The organism is Cyanobium sp. Cruz CV13-4-11 (genome assembly GCF_024346055.1).
GTDB lineage: Bacteria > Cyanobacteriota > Cyanobacteriia > PCC-6307 > Cyanobiaceae > Cyanobium.
In genome coordinates this window covers 14496-33620 of the sequence record NZ_JAGQCH010000009.1, presented here as the reverse complement: position 1 = coordinate 33620, position 19125 = coordinate 14496, and the positions used below count along the sequence as shown (strand labels likewise).

General features: G+C 70.0%; 24 protein-coding genes and 2 tRNA genes. 10 read left to right on the top strand and 16 right to left on the bottom strand.

Annotated features, from left to right (window positions below; translation table 11 throughout):
* On the top strand, window positions 1-678 hold the full coding sequence (locus KBZ12_RS08750) for a low-complexity tail membrane protein (protein WP_254957543.1): 678 nt from the start codon (window positions 1-3) through the stop codon (window positions 676-678).
* On the opposite strand, the gene KBZ12_RS08745 is transcribed toward KBZ12_RS08750, so the two are convergent.
* Window positions 595-852 (bottom strand): DUF3493 domain-containing protein, encoded by a 258-nt coding sequence (locus tag KBZ12_RS08745; protein WP_254957542.1) that lies wholly within the window; start codon window positions 850-852, stop codon window positions 595-597. The two genes, KBZ12_RS08750 and KBZ12_RS08745, sit on opposite strands and share 84 nt — an antisense overlap.
* A 52-nt stretch (window positions 853-904) precedes the next feature.
* On the opposite strand from KBZ12_RS08745, the gene KBZ12_RS08740 reads away from it, so the two are divergent.
* Together KBZ12_RS08740 and KBZ12_RS08735 are read left to right on the top strand one after the other, a co-directional pair.
* Window positions 905-976: transfer RNA gene (locus tag KBZ12_RS08740), tRNA-Thr, on the top strand.
* Window positions 977-1061: 85 nt separating this feature from the next.
* Window positions 1062-1550, top strand: coding sequence for a hypothetical protein (locus KBZ12_RS08735; RefSeq protein WP_254957541.1), 489 nt, complete (start codon window positions 1062-1064; stop codon window positions 1548-1550).
* A 50-nt stretch (window positions 1551-1600) separates the two neighbouring features.
* Here the strand turns inward: KBZ12_RS08735 and KBZ12_RS08730 are convergent, their stop codons facing one another.
* From KBZ12_RS08730 to KBZ12_RS08705, 6 genes are all read right to left on the bottom strand, one after another.
* On the bottom strand, window positions 1601-1969 hold the full coding sequence (locus KBZ12_RS08730) for an AbrB family transcriptional regulator (RefSeq protein WP_254957540.1): 369 nt from the start codon (window positions 1967-1969) through the stop codon (window positions 1601-1603).
* Window positions 1970-2114: 145 nt separating this feature from the next.
* Window positions 2115-2369, bottom strand: a complete 255-nt coding sequence (locus KBZ12_RS08725; RefSeq protein WP_254957538.1) for a hypothetical protein — start codon at window positions 2367-2369, stop codon at window positions 2115-2117.
* A 96-nt stretch (window positions 2370-2465) separates the two neighbouring features.
* Complete coding sequence (locus tag KBZ12_RS08720; protein ID WP_254957536.1) at window positions 2466-2681, bottom strand: hypothetical protein; 216 nt, start codon at window positions 2679-2681, stop codon at window positions 2466-2468.
* Between the two features lie 508 nt (window positions 2682-3189).
* Window positions 3190-4161, bottom strand: a complete 972-nt coding sequence (gene gluQRS, locus KBZ12_RS08715; protein ID WP_396100932.1) for a tRNA glutamyl-Q(34) synthetase GluQRS — start codon at window positions 4159-4161, stop codon at window positions 3190-3192.
* A 56-nt stretch (window positions 4162-4217) separates the two neighbouring features.
* Window positions 4218-4493, bottom strand: coding sequence for an HU family DNA-binding protein (locus KBZ12_RS08710; RefSeq protein WP_015110525.1), 276 nt, complete (start codon window positions 4491-4493; stop codon window positions 4218-4220).
* Between the two features lie 148 nt (window positions 4494-4641).
* On the bottom strand, window positions 4642-5400 hold the full coding sequence (locus tag KBZ12_RS08705; protein ID WP_254957534.1) for an MBL fold metallo-hydrolase: 759 nt from the start codon (window positions 5398-5400) through the stop codon (window positions 4642-4644).
* A 71-nt stretch (window positions 5401-5471) separates the two neighbouring features.
* Between KBZ12_RS08705 and KBZ12_RS08700 the strand changes: the two genes are divergently transcribed.
* Window positions 5472-7631 carry a glycogen-debranching protein gene (locus tag KBZ12_RS08700; protein ID WP_254957607.1) on the top strand — a complete coding sequence of 720 codons (2160 nt, stop codon included), beginning with the start codon at window positions 5472-5474 and terminating at the stop codon, window positions 7629-7631.
* Here the strand turns inward: KBZ12_RS08700 and KBZ12_RS08695 are convergent.
* Window positions 7586-7656, bottom strand: a tRNA-Gly gene (locus tag KBZ12_RS08695). The genes KBZ12_RS08700 and KBZ12_RS08695 overlap by 46 nt on opposite strands.
* A gap of 118 nt (window positions 7657-7774) precedes the next feature.
* Between KBZ12_RS08695 and KBZ12_RS08690 the strand changes: the two genes are divergently transcribed.
* Genes KBZ12_RS08690 through plsY form a run of 5 tightly spaced genes read left to right on the top strand, consistent with a single transcriptional unit; the run spans window position 7775 to window position 12035 of the window.
* On the top strand, window positions 7775-9214 hold the full coding sequence (locus tag KBZ12_RS08690) for an MFS transporter (RefSeq protein WP_254957533.1): 1440 nt from the start codon (window positions 7775-7777) through the stop codon (window positions 9212-9214).
* Window positions 9211-9960, top strand: coding sequence for an ABC transporter permease (locus tag KBZ12_RS08685; RefSeq protein ID WP_254957532.1), 750 nt, complete (start codon window positions 9211-9213; stop codon window positions 9958-9960). The genes KBZ12_RS08690 and KBZ12_RS08685 overlap by 4 nt, the downstream gene beginning before the upstream one ends.
* Entirely contained in the window at window positions 9957-10409 is a 453-nt protein-coding gene (locus KBZ12_RS08680; RefSeq protein ID WP_254957531.1) for a DUF3119 family protein, read from the top strand. The genes KBZ12_RS08685 and KBZ12_RS08680 overlap by 4 nt, the downstream gene beginning before the upstream one ends.
* A 30-nt stretch (window positions 10410-10439) precedes the next feature.
* Window positions 10440-11378: a DUF3086 domain-containing protein gene (locus KBZ12_RS08675; RefSeq protein ID WP_254957530.1), complete on the top strand. Its 939-nt coding sequence runs from the start codon at window positions 10440-10442 to the stop codon at window positions 11376-11378.
* Between the two features lie 18 nt (window positions 11379-11396).
* Window positions 11397-12035, top strand: a complete 639-nt coding sequence (plsY, locus tag KBZ12_RS08670; protein WP_254957529.1) for a glycerol-3-phosphate 1-O-acyltransferase PlsY — start codon at window positions 11397-11399, stop codon at window positions 12033-12035.
* A gap of 33 nt (window positions 12036-12068) precedes the next feature.
* Here the strand turns inward: plsY and proC are convergent, their stop codons facing one another.
* The 7 genes from proC to KBZ12_RS08635 all read right to left on the bottom strand — a co-directional run bounded on the left by proC (window position 12069) and on the right by KBZ12_RS08635 (window position 17443).
* Window positions 12069-12908 carry a pyrroline-5-carboxylate reductase gene (gene proC / locus KBZ12_RS08665; RefSeq protein WP_254957528.1) on the bottom strand — a complete coding sequence of 280 codons (840 nt, stop codon included), beginning with the start codon at window positions 12906-12908 and terminating at the stop codon, window positions 12069-12071.
* Window positions 12895-13467: a cell division protein SepF gene (locus tag KBZ12_RS08660; protein ID WP_254957527.1), complete on the bottom strand. Its 573-nt coding sequence runs from the start codon at window positions 13465-13467 to the stop codon at window positions 12895-12897. Before KBZ12_RS08660 ends, proC begins: the two co-directional genes overlap by 14 nt.
* Before the next feature lie 74 nt (window positions 13468-13541).
* Window positions 13542-14228 (bottom strand): YggS family pyridoxal phosphate-dependent enzyme, encoded by a 687-nt coding sequence (locus KBZ12_RS08655; RefSeq protein WP_254957526.1) that lies wholly within the window; start codon window positions 14226-14228, stop codon window positions 13542-13544.
* Window positions 14228-14494 (bottom strand): PipX family protein, encoded by a 267-nt coding sequence (locus tag KBZ12_RS08650; RefSeq protein WP_254957606.1) that lies wholly within the window; start codon window positions 14492-14494, stop codon window positions 14228-14230. Before KBZ12_RS08650 ends, KBZ12_RS08655 begins: the two co-directional genes overlap by 1 nt.
* Window positions 14495-14516: 22 nt before the next feature.
* Window positions 14517-15467 carry a CbiQ family ECF transporter T component gene (locus KBZ12_RS08645; protein ID WP_254957525.1) on the bottom strand — a complete coding sequence of 317 codons (951 nt, stop codon included), beginning with the start codon at window positions 15465-15467 and terminating at the stop codon, window positions 14517-14519.
* Window positions 15468-15493: 26 nt separating this feature from the next.
* Window positions 15494-16858, bottom strand: a complete 1365-nt coding sequence (der, locus tag KBZ12_RS08640) for a ribosome biogenesis GTPase Der (protein WP_254957524.1) — start codon at window positions 16856-16858, stop codon at window positions 15494-15496.
* Between the two features lie 57 nt (window positions 16859-16915).
* The gene (locus KBZ12_RS08635; protein WP_396100902.1) at window positions 16916-17443 is read right to left on the bottom strand and encodes a DUF1823 family protein; all 528 of its coding nucleotides are present in this window, start codon (window positions 17441-17443) and stop codon (window positions 16916-16918) included.
* On the opposite strand from KBZ12_RS08635, the gene dusB reads away from it, so the two are divergent.
* A complete protein-coding gene (dusB, locus tag KBZ12_RS08630) occupies window positions 17442-18497 on the top strand; it encodes a tRNA dihydrouridine synthase DusB (protein ID WP_254957522.1) in 1056 nt (351 codons plus the stop codon). The two genes, KBZ12_RS08635 and dusB, sit on opposite strands and share 2 nt — an antisense overlap.
* On the opposite strand, the gene KBZ12_RS08625 is transcribed toward dusB, so the two are convergent.
* Window positions 18454-19095 carry a DUF4079 domain-containing protein gene (locus KBZ12_RS08625; protein WP_254957521.1) on the bottom strand — a complete coding sequence of 214 codons (642 nt, stop codon included), beginning with the start codon at window positions 19093-19095 and terminating at the stop codon, window positions 18454-18456. The two genes, dusB and KBZ12_RS08625, sit on opposite strands and share 44 nt — an antisense overlap.
* Window positions 19096-19125 lie beyond the last annotated feature (30 nt).

Genomic DNA, 19125 nt, shown 5'->3' with positions numbered 1-19125 from the left:
GTGACACCCCGCAGCGAGCCCCTGCTCTGGCTCCAGCTGATCGCCATCGGGGTGTTGCCTCTCGAGGCCTTGCTGTTGCTGCTGGTGCTCGCCGGCAGCGACCCTGGGCCCCTCCCGGGGCTGGAAAGGCTGCTCTGCTGGGCCATCGGCGCCCTGGCGCCGGCCCTGCTGCTGGTGCGTCGCCCCGCCGACGTCTGGTCGTTGCTGCTGCTGCAGACCCCCCTGCGGGGCCGCCGGGAGCTGCAGCGCCGGCTCAGCCGCCTCCAGGCCACCCCGGCCCTGGCGCTGGCCACGGCCGGCGGTGCCGCCCTGGGCCTGCCCCTGCTGTGGTGGATCGACCGCCAGGCGGCCGTGGCCTCCCCCGTCTCCCCCTTCGGCTCCTGTCCGCGTCTGGTGGCCCTGCTGCTGGCAGCCCTGCTGCTGGCGGTGATGCTGTGGCAGTGGCAACAGCTGGTCCAGTCCCTGTGGCTGCTCAGCCGCAAGCCAGAGACGGTGTCCGCGACCCCGCCGCTCAGCCTGGCGGAACTCGAGCAGCAACGCCTCTGCCTGGGCCTGCCGCTGCTGCTGCCGGAACCGCTGAAGCTGCAGGAGCCCTCAATCGCCCCCCCGGTTGCGGTCGAACCAGAGCAACGCACCGAAGAGGCTGAAGGCGCCCACCTGGATCAGCAGGTCCCCTGAGCCCACCTCCGAGCCGGCGGAGGCCCGTAGGGCCATGGTCGCCAGGCCCAGGCCAGCCGAGGCCACCAGGGCGAACCACAACGCCCGCCGCAGCCCCCGCCAGGGGGTCCTGGCTTCCGCCAGGAGGCGCCGGCGCAACTCCGGATCCAGGGATCTCTTCGGGTCGGATCCCATGGAATGGTGTGCCGCTGGTGGTGATCCGACGAATGCTAATTTCTTGGCCGATGCCGGTGTAGCTCAGGGGTAGAGCAACTGATTCGTAATCAGTAGGTCGTCGGTTCAAATCCGATCACCGGCTTCTCTGCTCACCCCGCCCCAGGTCCAGGTCCGACGCCAGCTGCGCTGCTTTTCCGTCTGGAAGCGTCGGTGGCGATACTCGGGCCATGGATGATCTCAGGACACGCCACGAGCAGCTGCTGGAGAGCCACCATGGCGCTCTGATGGAGGCGGCCGAGCGGCTGCTGGCGGAGGCGACCTGGTCGCTGGCCACCACGGCCCTGCTGCTGACGCCCACGGACCCGGACCGCAGCCGGTTGGTGGCCGTGGGGGACCTCGGCCGCTGGATCGACCATCTGGGACCGGACCTGGACAGCTTCGTGAGGCTGCGGCGCCAGGGGGTCGGCACGGAAGAGGCCTATGCCCGCTGCCTCAGGCTGGAGGGAGAGAGCTTCCTGCGCGCCTGGGGCGCCCTCCAGGGGAGGCATCCCCTGGTGAGCCACGACGATCTCAACGGTTTCGCCGTACTGTCGCAGCAAGGATTTTCCAGATCCCCCCGCAACCTGCTCGTGGTGGTGAACTGGGGGGACCAGGTGACGGCGTTCCTGGTGGCCTGTGATCGTCAGCAGCGGGGACTACCACGTCCCGCAGGATGACCTGAAGCCTTGGCCTTGCCATGGTTTCAGGTCATCCTGCGGGTTTCCGCTCACTCGTCGTCTTCGGTGGATCCCGCAGGAATCAGGCGGATCTGCTTGCGGCCCAGCTTGATCTCGAATTCATCTCCAGGCTGGAGATCGAGCATGGCGGTGTAGGCCTTGCCCACCAGAAGGTTGCCGTTGCCCTGGACGGTGGCCACATAGCTGAGCTTGCGGCCACCTTTGGAGCCACCCTTGCCACCGCCTTCACCAAGGCTGACGCCCTTGGCTTCCAGCAGAGCCTCGTAAAAGGCCGTGAAATTCAGACGCTCGGCTCCATCCTTCTTGGTGCTGACGTAGCCGCAACCACGCACTAGATCGGATTTCGAGACATCGCCCAACTCCTTGACCTTGGCCAGGAGATCAGATCCGGTGAGCATTGGGACCAAAAAAAACCTTACAAGACTGACTATAAAGGTTTATCGGCCTGACGTCATTAGGCGAACTGCCGATACACGCCAGGGACGAACTCGCTGCCGATGCGTCTGCTGCTGGGCAAGGACATGGCACGGCCATGGGCCGGGCTCAGCACAACGCAACGGGCCCTTCCACCTTGACCACGTCGAAACCGTCGCCACCCAGTCGGTTGAGCTCACCGGCGGCGCGCTGGGCCGCCTCATGGGTATGGAACAGATAGGCCGCCATCGGATCGCTCACATCCCCCAGACCCTGGTCGTCGGGACGGATGGAGACGTAGGAAAGGCGTTGCAGCACATAGCGCTTGGCCTGGGTGCACTCCAGGGGATGGGCCGGATCGATTTCAGGTGCCCAGACAGGCATCACAACCCCCGTGAGTGGCTGCTCCGGGCTACACCAGAGAAGCGGCCGCCCGCGAGGGGGCGCCACATGTCGTTGCAAGCTGGGCAGGCCAGCTGATCACGTCTCGTTGCCGCCGAAGTCATCGTCATAACCCTGGTAGGGCTCAAACTCGCTCCAGCCGGGACTGGCGTTCTGGAGAAGTCCGTAGCGGGCGTCGACATCATTCATCAGGGTGTTGCCGGTCGGCACCGTGTCGCAGGTGATGGAGCCATCGGCAGCGGTGACGCAATTCTCGAACTGCACGTTCGCCAGAACCTTTGCCCCTGCCCCCAACAGAGAACCCGTCAGGACACCAGCCAGTGCGAGGCGACGAAGAACGAGGGATATCCGGGAAGCCTGGTGGGGGTGCTGTTGGTTGGCCATCGCCGGGGAGCATCTGCTGGGATGATGGCACCGCTCCAACACACGCACCCATGTACACCGACTGGACCGCCGTGATCCTGCTGCTGCTCACGGCGGCGCCACTGGCGGCGGTGGTCGCCACCACCGCCTTCTTCATCTGGCGGCGGAAGCGGACCTCGCGTTGACGATCCGGAAGACCAGTCCCTTACCCCCCATGGCGCGGGAGTGCCCCTGGCCCAGACAGTCCAGGCAGGTGCGGTAACGCTGATCATCAATCCTCAGCAGTCCGCTGCCGCCGCACTGGGGACATCGGCACGGCGTGGGGGGGTGGCTCCTCGAATCGGTGGAGGGAACCTGGAGGGACATGACCGACTGGCGAGCGATTGTTCTGATCTCCTCACTGTGGCCGAGCCAGACCCCTTCAATCCCGAAACCTTCCTTAAACCTTTTTCCCCTTGGCCCCCTCCGGGTGCAAACAGGCGTCCAGGGTTTCCGGGGACAGCCCGGCCGCCAGCTCTTCGGCACTGAGACGGCTGCCCGCTGGCACCAGAGCCAGGCTGGCCGCCAGGCGGCCGATCACCGCTGGGGCGTCAAGGCCACGGCTGCGAAGGCCGGCCAACCCCTCGGCTCCCTCCCGCTTGCTCAGCCGCTCGCCCCTGGCGTCGCGCCAGAGGGGCACGTGGGCATAGGCCGGCGGAGAGGCGCCGAGGGCAGCCATCACCGCCACCTGGGCCCCGGTGGAAGGCCAGAGATCATCCCCGCGCACAACCTCAGTGATCCCCATCAGCAACTCGTCGACGGCGGTGGCCAGGTGGTAAGCCACCACGCCATCGGCCCGCCGCAGCACCACGTCCCCCACCGCGCTGGGGCCGTCCTGGTGGCCGCAGGGGCCGCCGCGCTCCTGCCAGCACAGGACGCCCGGCCCCAGGCGCAGGCGCCAGCTGGGCAGGCGACCGGCCTGGGGCCCCCACACAGGCGTCCGTTCCCGGCAGTGCCCCGGGTAGACCGCCAGGGCCCCATGGGGCGCCGAGACATCGGCCAGCAGCCTCCGGCTGCAGCGGCAGGGGTAGAGGTGGCCGGCCTGGCGCAGGGCCGAAAGGACAGTGGCGTAGAGGCCACGATGGGCGCTCTGACGCCGCACGGGACCGTCCCAGCCGAGGCCGAGCCAGTGAAGGTCATCAAGGATCGCGGCCTCGGCACCCGACCGGTTGCGGGGGGTGTCGAGGTCGTCGATGCGGAGCAGCCACTCCCCACCCCTGAGTCGGGCGTCAAGCCAGCTCAGCAGGGCGGTGCGGAGATTACCCCGGTGCAAGGGGCCGGTGGGGGAGGGGGCGAAGCGGGTCCGGTAACCCTGGCGTCGACGCTCTACTCCCCGGGCGAGCTGAGCCTGGAGATGGAGGGGAAGCCGCAGCGCCGGGGCCTTCGCCCCGGCGGCCGCTGGCATGGCGAGACGGCTCCTGGTGCGGATCAGCCCTGAACCTTGTCCTTGAACAGCTTGCCGGCGGTGAAGGCGGGCACGCGTTTGGCGGGGATCTTGATCTTCTCGCCGGTCTTTGGATTCAGACCCTGGCGGGCAGAACGCTCCCGGGGCTCAAAGGAGCCGAAACCGAGGATGGACACCTTCTTGCCTTCGACCACAGAGTCAACGATGGTTTCGATGGCGGCATCGACCACGAGGGAGACGTCGGTCTTGGTGAGCTCCGTGCGGGCAGCCACGATGTTGACGAGATCAGCTTTGTTCATGGTTGTGGATAAGCCTCCGGATGAGGTGGCGATGGCGGGGTTCGGGACGTCGAGTGATGGAGGCGAATCGGAAGTCCCCGACCGCCCGATGCGCTCAGCGCGCCAATCGTATGGGTCTTGCGCCGGGGCCGCAACCAGAAAAGTCCACTCATGACAGCGGTTTGGGGGTCATGGGTCCGCCGGGGGGCTGCAAGGCCAGGGCTTCCAGATCCAGGTCGCGCAGCACCGAGGCGCCCTGATCCACCAGCTTTGCCCCCCTCAGGGCCCCCAGTCCGGCGCCGCTGGCGATCCAGTCGGGGGACCCGGCCGGCAGCCACCGGCGCAGGCGTTCCAGGCTCTGGAGCTGGCGTCCCCAGTGAAAGGTGCCCCGCTGGCGCAGGGGAGCCACCCGGGCGGGGGCCACCGGAACCAGCAGTCGGCCGCAGAACAACCCGTCCGGGCCCACGCCGCCCAGCGGAGAGACATGCACCACACAGCTCCCGGGGGAAGGCCCCGGCGTCCAGAGCAAACGCACGTCCGGGCCGAGCCGGTGCTCGCCGGTGAAGGTGTGCAGGGGATCCACGCCGGGCAGGAGATAGGCCTCCTGCTCCTGCACCAGGACGGGCCACCCCAGGGCTTGCTGCAGGCGGCGGCAGCGGCCATGGCCGCCGCGGCCGGTGAGCAGGATCCAGGCCAGCCCCTCGCCACTCCCGCCCGGCCGATGGCGGGGGCGGCCGGCCAGGAACTGCAGGTTGGCCCGGGTGAAGGCGGGGCAGTCGATGAGCAGGTCGGCGCCGGCCGCCTCCAGCAGCCAGGCGCTGCCGCCCTGGCTCTCCCGGCTGGGCGCGAACAGCCACAACCCCGGCGCCACCGGCTGGGGCGGTCGGCCCTCCTCGGGCGGCAGCAGGGAAGCTTCAGCACTGGCCATGGCCCCATTGAACCCCCGGCGGCAGCTTCCGGAGGCCCGACGTACCCTTGGGAACAAACCAGGCCAGTGATTTGTCGGCGACCCGGATCGGACATCCCTGGCCACTGGGGGCCTCCGTCACGCGCCGTGGCGTCAATTTCTCCGTGGTGGCCCCGTTGGCCACCCGCATCGAGCTGCTGATCTTCGCCGACGGCGAGGCCCGCGAGCCCCTGGAGGTGATTGATCTCGACCCCTGCCACCGCTCAGGGGAGCACTGGCATGTGGAGGTGGAGGGCCTGGGCCTGGGCTGCTGTTACGGCTACCGCGTCTTCGGCCCGATCCAACCCGGCAGCCACGGCTTCAATCCATCCAAAGTACTGCTTGACCCCTGCGCCAGGGCAGTCACCGGCTGGGAGGGCTACCAGCGGGGCTCCGCCGTCGGTGCTGTCCCCAATGCCTCCGCCTGCCTCAAGGGGGTGGTCACCGAGCGGGACCGGTTCGACTTCGACGCCGCCCCACGGCCGCGCCATCCGTGGCAGAAGAGCATCATCTATGAGCTGCACGTGGGCGGCTTCACCCGGGGCAACGGCTGCCCGGTGCCGGAGGAACGGCAAGGAACCCTCCTGGGGCTGATCGACACCCTGCCCTACCTCCAGGAGATGGGGGTGACGGCCATCGAGCTGCTGCCGGTGATGGCCTTTGATCCCCAGGACGCCCCCAACGGGCGCTTCAACCACTGGGGCTACAGCCCCGTGAGCTGGATGGCCCCCCACCAGGCCTACCTGGTGGACAGCGACCCGTTGCAGGGACGGCAGGAGGTGCGCCAACTGGTGACCGCCTGCCATCAGGCGGGCCTGGAGGTGATTCTCGATGTGGTCTACAACCACACCAGCGAAGGCAACCAGCAGGGCCCCACCCTGAGCTGGCGGGGGTTCGGCGACGCCCTCTACTACCACCAGACCCCCAAGGGCGATTACCTCGATGTCAGCGGCTGCGGCAACACGATCGCCGCCAATCGCCCCCTGGTGCGGCGCCTGATCCTGGAGTCCCTGCGCTGCTGGAGCACGGAACTGGGCATCGACGGCTTCCGCTTCGACCTGGGCATCGCCCTGACCCGGGGCGAGGCGCTGGCTCCCCTCGATGCCCCCCCCCTGTTCGAGGAGATGGAGGCGGACCCCGACCTCAGCGATCTGAAGGTGGTGAGCGAGCCCTGGGATTGCGGCGGTCTCTACCGGCTCGCCGACTTCCCCGCCCGGCGGGTGGCCAGCTGGAACGGCCGCTTCCGCGACGATGTGCGCCGCTTCTGGAAGGGGGACGACCGCAGCACCTGGACCCTGAGCCAGCGCCTGTCCGGCAACCCGGATCTGTTCAATGGTCAGCCGTCACCGGTTGGGCGCACGATCAACTTCCTCACCGCCCACGACGGCTTCACCCTGGCCGACCTGGTCAGCTTCGACCGCAAGCACAACCTGGCCAACGGGGAGAACGACCGCGACGGGGACAACCACAACAACAGCTGGAACCACGGCGTGGAAGGGCCCTGCAGCGACCCGGAGGTGCAGACCCTGCGCGACCGGCAACTGCGCAACCTGCTGGCCTCCCTGCTGCTGGCCCCCGGGGTGCCCATGCTGCTGATGGGCGATGAGGTGCGCCGCAGCCAGGGGGGCAACAACAACACCTGGTGCCAGAACAATCCCTTGGGCTGGATGCACTGGCAGCCGGACGCGGGCGACCTGGACCTGCGCCGGTTCCTGAAGCGCCTGATCCAGCTGCGTCAGCGGCTGGCCCCCCTGCTGAATCAGGAACTCCCCCCCACCCCCGGTGGGCCGGTCAGGGGCGCTGGCAACCAGCCCTTCTGGCGGGAATGGCACGGACTCGAGCTGGGCAAGCCGGACTGGGCCAGCTGGTCCCACTGCCTGGCCTGGAGCCTCCACGACGTCAGCCTCGGCCCCCTGATCTGGTGTGGGATGAACGCCTACTACCAGCCCATGCAGTTCGCTCTGCCAGCCCAACCGGCCGGCTGGCGACGGGTCATCGACACCGCCATCCCCGGCGACCACGACCTGCCCGCGACGCCCGAACCCTGGCTGCCGTCCACGGCCCCCCTCGAAAGCCGCAGTCTGATGCTGCTGGTGGCCACGCCCCTGCTCGAGGAAGCCCTGCCGGAAACGATCCCCAGGGCCAAGGCCGCGACGGGAAAGAAGAAAGCGGGCGGCGGGAATCGAACCCGCATCATCAGCTTGGAAGGCTGAGGTTTTACCACTAAACTACGCCCGCAGCAGTACAGAGGTACTGGAGCTGGTTCGCCGGAACCGGCTGCAGCATTATGACCTGCACCGGCCTCCCAAGGCCGGATCACCGACACCGGACGACCCCCACAGGAGCGCCTCCAGGTTTGACCTCCCCCACGCCGTCCACCCCGCCGCCGACAGCGCCGGACTTACCAGCGTGCGTGGTGGACACGGCGGACCTGCCCGCCGGTCAACGCCGACGGGTGCTGCTCGCCTACGGCATGGGGGATGCCGGTACGGGGATGGCCGCCTCCCTGATCGGCTTCTATCTGTTCATCTTCTACACCTCGGCGGCGGGCCTGCCGGCCTGGATGGCCGGCCTGGTGCTGATGACGGCCCGGCTCTGGGATGCCATCAACGACCCGATCGTGGGCTGGCTGAGCGACAAGACCCGCTCGCCCTGGGGGCCCCGGCTGCCCTGGATCCTCGGCAGCGCCGTTCCCCTCGGCTTCGCCATGGCCCTGATGTGGTGGCTGCCACCGGGAGGTCTCTGGGTCCGGTTCGCCGTGTTCGTGGCCATCTCGATGGTGGCCAACACCCTTTACACCTGCGTCAACCTTCCCTACTCGGCCCTGGCCGCCGAACTCACCACCAGCGTCAACCTGCGCACCCGCCTCAACAGCGCCCGCTTCACAGGCTCGATCATCGCCGGCCTGGTGGGCATCGTGCTGGGGGGCCTGCTGCTGAAGGATCACCAGAACCCCGACAGCTACCTGCAGGTGGGGATCTTCTCGGGGGTGCTGATCACCTGCTCCACCCTGCTCTGCGGCTGGGGCATCGCCCCGGCGGCGCGGCACTGCCAGCGGCCCACCAGCCAGCGGGGCACCACCCGGCGGCTCCTGGCCCGGGTGGGCAGCAACGGGCGCTTCCAGATGGTGCTGGGGCTGTACCTGCTGCTCTGGTGCGCCCTGCAGATCATGCAGACGGCGGCACTGATCTTCCTGCCCGTGGTGATGCGGCTGCCGGAAGGTTGGAGCAACTGGATTCTGCTGCCCTTCCAGATCAGCACCCTGGTGGGGCTCCAGCTCTGGACCGCCATCGCCCGGGGCCGCGGTCGCCTGACGGCCCTGCACTGGGGCAGCGCCCTCTGGATCGCCGCCTGTGTGATGGCGATGCTGCTGGTGCCGCTCGATGCCGCCATCGGCCCCACCGCCTCGGCCGCCAACCTGGTGCGTCTCACCGCCCTGGTGGTGACGATCCTGATCGTCGGCCTCGGGGCCTCCACCGCCTACCTGATCCCCTGGGCCCTGCTGCCGGATGCCATCGATGCCGATCCGGAGAAGCCCGCCGGCCTCTACAGCGCCTGGATGGTGTTCACCCAGAAGATCTGCATCAGCCTGGCCCTGTTCTTCTTCGGCAATCTGATGAGCCTGAGCGGCTACCAGGCGGCCCGGGGCATCCTGCAACCCGACAGCGCCCTGCTGGCGATCCGGATGTGCATGGGCCTGATCCCTGCGCTGCTGGTGGTGCTGGGCCTGGTGGTGATGCGCCGCTGGCCGGAACGGGGGCCCCAGCCGGAGGCCCTGCCCGCCTCCGTGCCATGAAGGCTCCGCGCTGGCTGCAGCGACTGGGATCCAGCCTGATGATCGGCGGACAGGCCGTGAGCGCCATCGCCCGCGGCCGCATCGGCATGGTGGATCTGGTCCAGGAACTGCTGGAGGCCGGGCCAGGCAGCTTCCTGATCGTGCTGATCACGGCCCTGGCGGCCGGCACGGTGTTCAACATCCAGGTGGCGGCGGAACTCTCCAAGCAGGGGGCCAGCTCGGCCGTCGGGGGGCTGCTGGCCCTGGGCCTCTCGCGGGAGATCGCGCCGCTGCTCACCGCCACCCTGCTCACCGGCAAGGTGGCCACGGCCTATGCCGCCCAGCTGGGCACCATGAAGGTGACCGAGCAGATCGACGCCATCACGATGCTGCGCACCGACCCGGTGCAGTATCTGGTGGTGCCACGGGTGCTGGCCATGGTGGTGATGGCGCCCGTGCAGTGCCTGCTGTTCTTCTGGATGGCCATCTGGTCGGGCCAGGTGAGCAGCACACTGTTGTACAGCATTCCGCCCACCGTCTTCTGGAACTCGGTGCGGGTCTGGATGGAGCCCGACGACCTGCCCTCGATGCTGCTCAAGGCCGTGGTGTTCGGTCTGATGATCGCCGTCATCGCCTGCGGCTGGGGTCTCACCACCCGCGGTGGGCCCAAGGAGGTGGGCGCCAGCACCACCGGCGCCGTGGTCATGATTCTCGTCAGCGTCGCCCTGGTGGACGTGCTGCTCACCCAGTTGCTCTTCGGCCAATGACCACCACCCCCGCTTCGCCCCCCCCCTCGCCCGCCGACACGGCTGCGGATGAGGTGGTGGTGCTCCGCCCCCGCTTCTGGGTGCCGCTCGGCCTGCTGCTGCTGGCGGGCGCCTGCCTGGGGCTGCGCCCCCTCTGGGGTGGTGCCATCTGGCTGGCCCTGGGAACGGCCGTGATGGGGCTGTTCCTGCTGCTGCAGACGGCCCTGCTGCGGTTGCGCTTCGCGCCGGAGGCCCTGCTGGTGGCCCGCCGCGACACCGTGATCCGCCGCTTTCCCTACGACGCCTGGATCGGCTGGCGGGTCTGGTGGCCAGCCCTGCCGGTGCTGTTCTATTTCCGGGAGGAGAACAGCATCCACCTGTTACCGATGCTGTTCGATGCCACGGCGCTGCGGGAGCAGCTGGAGCACCGCCTGCCGCCCACCACCCCCGCCCCCCGCAACCCCACCTGAGTCCCCCGCTGCCTTGCTTGCCTGCCTGCCATGAGCGACCGACCCGAACCAGCCGCCCCCGAGCCCGCCGACACCACCCCCCAGGACCCCGACACCGGTGCTGTCGGGCTGCTTGACCTGGCCCTGACGGAGCTGCGGCAGCGCCGCGAGGAACTCCTGGGGGACATCGCCCAGCTGGAGGCCCGCCGGGAGCAGATCAACCGGGAGATCGCCGGCAGCTTCGCCGGCCAGTCGGATGGCATCGCCCGGCGGCTCAAGGGCTTCCAGGAGTACCTGGTGGGGGCCCTGCAGGATCTGGCCGCAGCGGCCGAGCAGATGGAGCTGGTGGTCCAGCCTCTGGTGGTGCAGCCCTCCCCCCTCGATCAGGCCACGGGCAGCCTGGAGACCGGTGTCGCCCGGGAGCCCGCCGTCGCCCCCGCCGCCGCCGGCCTGTTCAGCGACGATGCAGACCTGATCCGGGAACGGTTGGAGCAGTTCGGCGGCCAGCCCGATTTCTACGCCGATCCCTGGAAGCTGCGCCGCACCCTGGAGCCGTCAGCCGCCACCAGGTTGGAGGACTGGTTCCTCTCCCAGGGGGGGCGGGGCGCCCAGGCCAGCGGCGGCAGCCGCAGCCGCAACGCCCTGGCGGCGGCGGCGGCGATCGCGATCCTCGGGGAGCTCTACGGCGAGCGCTTCCAGACCCTGGTCCTGGCCAGCCAACCGGAGCGGCTGGGGGAATGGCGACGGGGACTGCAGGACTGCCTGGGGCTGAGCCGCGACGACTTCGGCCCCGCCAGCGGCATCGTGCTGTTCGAGCGGCCCGACGCCCTGATCGAGCGGGCCGACCGGCTCGAAGAGCGGGGCGAGCTGCCCTTCATCGTCATCGATGCGGCGGAGCAGGTGATCGAGATCCCCATCCTGCAGTTCCCCCTGTGGCTGGCCTTCGCGGCCGGTCCCGGTGAGATCGACGCCGAAGCCGATCTCTACTGACCCTCCCTTCCTTCTCCCATGGCCTTCCTTCCCGATCTGCTGCTGCTGCCGGCGGGCTACCTGCTGGGCTCGATTCCCTTCGGCTGGCTGGCGGGCCGCTGGCTCGCCGGCATCGACCTGCGCCAGGAGGGCTCTGGCTCCACCGGTGCCACCAACGTGCTGCGGGTGCTGGGCAAAGGTCCGGCACTGGCGGTGTTTCTTCTCGATGTGCTCAAGGGCACCGTGGCCGTGCTGCTGGCCAAGGCGGTGCTGCAACCCCTCGGGGAGTTCAGCACCGCCAGCGACTGGGGGGTGGTGGCGGCGGGCCTGGCGGCCCTGGCGGGCCACATCTGGCCGGTGTGGCTGGGCTGGAAAGGCGGCAAGGCGGTGGCCACCGGCCTGGGGATGCTGCTGGGCCTGACCTGGCCGGTGGGACTGGCCTGTTTCGGCATTTTCCTCACCACCTTGAGCCTCAGCCGGATCGTGTCGCTCTCCAGCGTGGTGGCGGCCCTGTCCCTGCCGTTGCTGATGCTGGGCTCCTTCGGCGACTCCGGCCTGCGGCCGGCCTACCTGAGCCTGGCCCTGCTCACCACGGCGCTGGTGCTCTGGCGGCACCGCAGCAACCTGCAGCGGCTGATGGCCGGCACCGAACCAAAGCTGGGGGCCGGCCGCAGCTGAACGGGCTGGTTTGCGGCGCCGCCCTTAGGGCGCTCAGGCCAGCTGGCGGCTGCGCTCCGCTGCGGCCAGAACAGCTTCGATCAGGGCCGAACGCAGGCCGGCCCGCTCCAGCTCCCGCAGACCGGCGGCCGTGGTGCCGGCGGGGCTGGTCACCATGTCCTTGAGCTCGCCGGGGTGCAGCTCCTGGCCCTGCAGCAGGGCCGCGGTCCCCGCCATCGTGCGGTGGGCCAGGTGGCTGGCCAGGGGCCGGGGCAGGCCCGCCGCCACGGCCCCATCGGCCATGGATTCGGCCACCAGGGCCAGGAAGGCCGGGCCGGAGGACGTGAGGGCCAGGAAGGGGTCGAGCTGGTGCTCGGGCAGCTCGTGCACCTCCCCCACCTGGGCGAACAGCTGGCGCACCTCCTCGCGCCGGCCCTCGCCGACGCCCTCTCCCCAGCTCAGGCCCGTGAGGCCGGACCTCACCAGGGCCGGGGTGTTGGGAACGGCCCGCACGCAGGCCCGCCCGGGGAAGAGGGTCTGAAGCCGCCGCAGCGGCACCCCAGCCAGCACGGAAATCAGCAGGGGCTCTTGGCCGGGTGCGGCCACCTCGCTCGTCGCCTGCACAGCCGCCAGGGCCGCCGCCGCTGCCGGGGCCACCGCTTCGATCTGCTGGGGTTTGACCGCCAGCAGCACCACCGGAGCCGACCAGGCCTGGGCCACGTCAGTGGAGACCTGGACGCCGAGTTCGCCTGCCAGCCTCAGGGCGGAGGCCTCGGTGGACACCGCTGCCCGCACATCGGAGCTGTCGACCAGACCGCTGTCCAGCAGAGGAAGGAGCAGGGCTCGGGCCATCCGGCCCAGGCCCACCACCCCGAAGGTCTCAGACCATGGCATCCGAACGGCCCCAGGCGGGGCTGGGAGCGGCGTCCTGCTGGTCGTCGACAGGGCCGGTGCGCCCGGAGACCACGGTGGGGGAGGCCGCATCCTCACCACCGGCGGTGGTGACCGTGACGCAGCTGGGGGCGAACAGGAAGATGCTTTCGCCCACCCGTTCCTGGTGACCGTCGATGGCGAAGGTGCCACCGGCCACGAAATCAACCGCGCGCTGGGCCTGATCCGGCTCCATCATCGTGAGATTGAGGATGACGGTCTTGCGCTCCCTCAGGGCCTGAATCGCCCGGGGCATTTCGTCGAAGCTGCGCGGTTCCATCAGGCACACCTCGGCCACCGCACTGGTGATCCCAGGCATGCCGATGACGTTGGTTCCGGCAAAGGGATCGTCGGTGGAGAAATCCGTGCTCAGAGCCAGGGCTCCGGGGTTTCTGATGGCCGTGGAAGCGCCGCTGGTGCTGGTGGTGGTGTCACCGGGGTCGTAGTCGAGTTCGTCGTCGAAGTCGCCATCGAGATAGTCGTCACCGGAGACGACGGCACGCAGGCGGGAGAACAACGACACGGAGTCGACCTCGGGAAGGATGCTTGGCCTTGAATAGCGTCCCACATCCGTGCCGGCAAGATCCGAACGCGCTTTCAAGGCTGGATTGGCCGACTTCCGAACAGAACACTGCCGAGGCGCACCCAGGTGCTGCCGGCCGTCACAGCCTCGCGCCAGTCGCCGCTCATCCCCATCGAGCAGTCGTGGAGCCCCAGGTCATCGGCCAGCGCGCGGCAGTCCCGGAACAGCTCCAGGCGGGCCCCAGGGGTGAGTCCGAACGGGGCGATGGTCATCAGTCCGAGACAGCGCAGGGGCTGCAGGCGCCCCAGGTCGACCCCCAGGGCGCGCACCTCGGCGGGATCGAAACCGGTCTTGGCCGGGTCGGGGCGGAACTTCACCTGCAGCAGGATCCCCGGCGCCAACCCTTCCTCGGCGGCGATCCGCTGCAGCCGCCAGGCCAGCTCCAGGCTGTCGACGGAATGGATCGTGCCGAAGCGGCGCAGCACGGCCCGGGCCTTGTTGGCCTGCAGCCGGCCGATGAAATGCCAGTCAAGATCGGGCAGGTCGGCCAGGGCCTCCTGCTTGGCGATGGCCTCCTGCAACCGGCTCTCCCCGAAGCTTCGCTGACCCAGGGCCGCCGCCTGGCGCACCTGCTCGGCCGGATGCCCCTTGGACACCGCCAGCAGCCGGGTGGAGGCAGGCAGCGCCGCCCGGAAGGCCTGCAGTCTCTGCTCCAGGCTGGAGTCAACCCATTCGGCCGCCTCCGGCGACGCCTCCGCCATCAGATGAAGGTCTGGTCGAAGAGCTGTCGCCAGCGGGCCTGGACTTCGGGACCGTCGCGGCGGCAGCGGGCCAGGTTCTGCTCGGCGAAGTGGCGGGCGTCCATCAGGGGGATCACCTCGAAATGGGCCCCCCGCTCCTGGAGGGTCACCAGGAAGAAGATGCGCTGGGCGTAGAGGGTGGCATAAAGGTCGCGGCTCTCGGCCACCGGCGCTACCCGATAGAGCATCCCGAAGGTGGGGTGATTCAGATAGCGCTCGGTGCTCACGTCTCCCTGCTGGCTGGGGCCATTAAAGGGCACCGACTTTCCAGCGCAGCGCCAGCAGCAGCACCAGGGCCAGCGCCGCCGCCAGGCTGGCACCGGTGGGTGTGGCCGCGGGCTGGTGCAGGCGGTCGGGAGGGAGCCACATCCCGCCGCGCGCCATCAGGGCCTCGGCCCCCTGCTCGGAGCGCAGCAGCACGTTGGCCAGCAGCCGCTCCCCCACCGCCAGCACCAGTCCGAGGCTGGCCTTCCAGCCCAGCCGGCGCAGATTCACCGCCCGGGTGGCGATCGAGCGCAGCAGGTTCTGCAGCTCCTCCTGCACCAGTGGCAAAAAGCGCAGGGACAACAGCAGGGTGAAGCCCAGGCGCTCCACGGGCCAGCCCAGCGCCTTGAGGGGAGCCAACCACCAGGCGATGGTCCAGACCAGCTCCTCGGGCGGGGTGGAAAGCAGCAGCAGATTGGCGCTGTGGATGACGGTGAACAGCAGGGTGGCGCCGTTGATGCCGAGTTCGGCGGAGCGGCGGGTCACCACCAGGGGGCCCAGCTCCAGGGGACCGGCCATCACCGGACCCCAGCGCACCAACTCCCAGGACAGGCCGGCCCGCGTCGGGGGCGGGGCACCGGGAGGGCCCGGGACAAGACGCAACTCGCCGGGGGGACGCTGGAGGCTGGCCGGCGCCCCACCGGCGGCCGGCAACAGGGCACTCAGCAGCCCCACCAGCAGCGCCAGAGCGATCAGCAGCGGCAGGCTCTGCCGCCAGAGGCGCCAGGGCAGGCCGCTGACGGCGGTGATCAGCAACAGCAGGCCCACCAAGGCCAGGCGCCAGAGCGGACCGGCCAGGATCGGCGTGACCAGGAACGCCACCGTCCAGACCAGCTTCACGCGCGGGTCGAGCCGCTTCAGCCAGCTGCCGCGGCCGTCGCCGCCCTCGCCGTCATCGACGTACTGACCGATCGGCAGCTGCCGCAACCAGTCCATTCAGGCCAGGCCCCCCAGCATCGACGTCAGCCGCCCCGGCTCTGCTGGCGGGCCTGCTCCTTCTCGGCGTCCCGCTGCTGCTTGCCGCGCCAGAACAGCCGCACCGGCGATCCCTCGAAGCCCAGGGCCTCGCGGATCTGGCGCTCGACATAGCGGCGGTAGGTGTCGCCGAACAGCTTGGGATCGTTGACGAACAGGGTGAAGCTGGGGGGGCGTGTCGCCACCTGGGTGCCGTAGTAAAGCCGGCCCTGGCGGCCACCGCGGGTGGTGGGCGGCGATCGCCAGCGCAGGGCCTCCTGCAGCACCTCGTTCACCACCGAGGTGCTCACCCGGCGGCGGTGCTGCTCCACCGCCACGGCGGCGATGGCGAAGATGCTCTCCACCCGCTGGCCGGTGAGGGCGGAGGTGAACAGCATCGGCGCCCAGTCAAGGAAGTAGAGCTTGGCGCGCAGCTCCTTCTCCATGGCGCTCATGGTGTGGCTGTCCTTCTCGATCAGGTCCCACTTGTTGACGACCACCGCACAGGCGCGGCCGTCCTCCTCGATGCGGCCCGCCAGGCGTTGGTCCTGCTCGGTGACGCCGTCGAGGGCATCGATCACCAGCACGCAGACATCACTGCGCTCGATCGCCTTGAAGCTGCGGGTGATGCCGAAGTACTCCGGGCCGTAGTCGACGCTGCGGCGGCGGCGGATGCCGGCGGTGTCCAGCAGCTTCCAGGTGAGCCCCTCCCGTTCCAGGGTGGTGTCGATGGTGTCGCGGGTGGTGCCGCGGATCGGGCTGACGATGGCCCGGTTCTCGCCGCAGATGGCATTGAGCAGGCTCGACTTGCCCACGTTGGGGCGGCCGATGATCGCCAGCTGGATCGGCTCGGGCCCTTCCGTCTCGGTGGTGGCCGGCAGGAAGCTGATCACCCGGTCGAGCAGGTCGCCGGTGCCGGCACCGTGGATGGCGGAAATCGGGTGGGGCTCGCCCAGGCCCAGGCCCCAGAAGTCGGCCGCCATGGCCAGGCCCTGGTCGGGGGATTCGCACTTGTTCACCCCCAGCAGCACCGGCACCGACTGGCCCCGCAGCCACTCGGCGATGGATTCGTCGGCGGCGGTGACGCCCTGCTGGCCGTCCACGATCACCACGGCCACCGAGGCCTCGGCCAGGGCCAGGTTGGCCTGCTCCCGGATCTCGGGCAGGAATTCGCTGTCGTCGTCGAACACCAGGCCGCCGGTGTCCACCACCCGGAAGGTGCGGTCACCCCAGAACCCCTCCTGGTAGGTGCGGTCCCGGGTCACACCGGGCTGGTCGTGAACGATGGCCTCACGGCTGCTGCAGAGCCTGTTGACCAGGGTGGACTTGCCCACGTTGGGGCGTCCGATCACGGCGACGACGGGGAGCGCCAATCTGACTTATTCCTTACGACGGATGCGTTACGAAGACCCTACAGAGGGACCGTCGGCTCAACCCACCGGCAGATCCCCAGGGTGGCCGGCCACCGGATCGCTGGGCGGGTCCAGGAGCGGCGGCAGGGGGCCTTCCTCGGGCATGGATTCGCCCCGCTCAGCCAGGTGGGCCAGCAACCAGTTGACCGCCGTGGCCCGCCGGGTGCGGCGGGGGTAGAGGCCACCGATGCGATAGCCGGCGAAGCCCAGCTGCTGCTTGAGCAGCTGCTTGTGCTCGGGGGGGATCGAGCGGGTGAGCCGCACGCTCGCGGGCCGCTCGGCGATCAGCTCCGGCGCCTCGGGGAAGGCCTCGGCCCAGGCCGGCGGGGTGTCGGGCCCGGCCTGCCAGCGGCCCTCGGCGGCGGGGCGATAGCCCAGCCGCTCCCAGATCAGCCGGCACACGAACCGATCGCTGGTGCGGTCCTCCAGCACCGCCTCCAGCAGGGCGCGGCTGAGCGGAAACGGCCCCTGGGCGGCATCGGGCTCCGGGGCGGCAGGGGCGGCAGCGTCCAAGCGGCGTTGAGCATCCGAGACTGACCCCAGCATGCCCAGTCCCGCCCCCCACCCCTGCCCCACCGGCCCCCTCCGCCTGGAAGGCAACGGCACCGACAGGCTGCTCACCTGCCGGGTGCTGCAGTCGCCCCTGGCGGGGGTGAGCGACGGCATCTTCCGCGCCCTGGTGCGCCGCTGGGCCCCGGAGGCTCTCCTGTTCACGGAGATGGTCAATGCCACGGCCCTGGAGCTGGGCCACGGCGGCGCCAAGATGGCCGCCCTCGACCAGGATCCCGGCCCCGTCGGAGTGCAGCTGTTCGACCACCGGCCCGACGCCATGGCCGAGGCGGCCCGCCGGGCCGAGGCCGCCGGAGCCTGGCTGATCGACATCAACATGGGCTGTCCGGTGCGCAAGATCGCCCGCAAGGGGGGCGGCAGCGGCCTTCTGCGCCAGCCCGACCTGGCCCTGCGGATCGTCGCGGCGGTGGCGGCGGCGGTGCGGGTGCCGGTGACGGTGAAGACAAGGCTGGGCTGGTGCGGGGCCAGTGCCGATCCGGTGGGCTTCGCCCTAGCCCTGCAGGACGCCGGCGCCCGCGCCCTGACCCTGCACGGCCGCACCCGGGAGCAGGGCTTCACCGGCCGGGCCGACTGGGGGGCGATCGGGCGGGTGAAGGCGGCGCTGCGGATTCCGCTGATCGCCAACGGCGACATCACGAGCCCGGAGGAGGCCTTGCGCTGCCTGACCATCACCGGCGCCGACGGGGTGATGGTCGGTCGGGGCAGCCTGGGGCACCCCTGGCTGGTGGGGCGCATCGCCGCGGCCCTCGCCGGCCGGCCCCTGCCCCCCGAGCCGGACAGCCGCGCCCGGATCGCCCTGGCCAGGGAGCACCTGGAGGCGCTGGTGGCCGCCCGCGGCGATCAGGGGCTGCTGATCGCCCGCAAGCACCTGGGCTGGACCTGCCAGGGGTTCGCCGGCGCGGCCCGGCTGCGCCGGGAGCTGATGGTCGCCCCCAGCCTGGAGAGTGCCCTGGAGCTGCTGCACCGGGCGGAGGCGGAGCTGGAGATCACTGACCCAGGGCCATGCCCAGCAGGTCCCGGCTGCCGCTGATGGCCTGCACCGCCAGCAGCAGGGCGGTGAGGAAGGCGGCGCTGACATGCAGCCGCCGCATGCGAGGGGAGCGCAGGGTCTCGGGGGCGGCCGCCATGGCGAACAGCAGCAGGCCACACAGCAGCACCCCGCTCCAGTAATGGGACCCCCACACGCCCCCGTCAAAGGGACTGCGGCCCAGATGCCAGAGAGAGGGCTGGGCTCCCAGGGTCAGCAGCCCCAGCCAGCAGATCAGGGCGAAACCGGCCCGCAGCCGGGCGCCCTTGACCCGCCACAGGGCCAGGCAGCTCACCAGGCATCCCAGGCCGGCCAGCAGCAGCGCCGCACCCGATCCCATACTGCCGGCGGCGTCACCCCTGGCGTAGGTGGCCGCCATGGCGATCAGCACGGCCACCACCACACCCAAGGTCACCCAGCGGCCATGGTCGGTGTGCTCCACCCCCACCGTCGGCGGCAGGGGGTTGATGTCGAGGCGCCGTTCCCGCGCCAGGATCCCCAGCCGGATGGTCGCTCCCACCACCGGATAGACGAAGAGGATGATCACCACCGGGTGCAGCAGGGCGAACCAGTCGGTGGCGGTCATGCCGTTGGCTGTCATCCCAAAGGTGGGCATCGGCAAGGGCAGGGC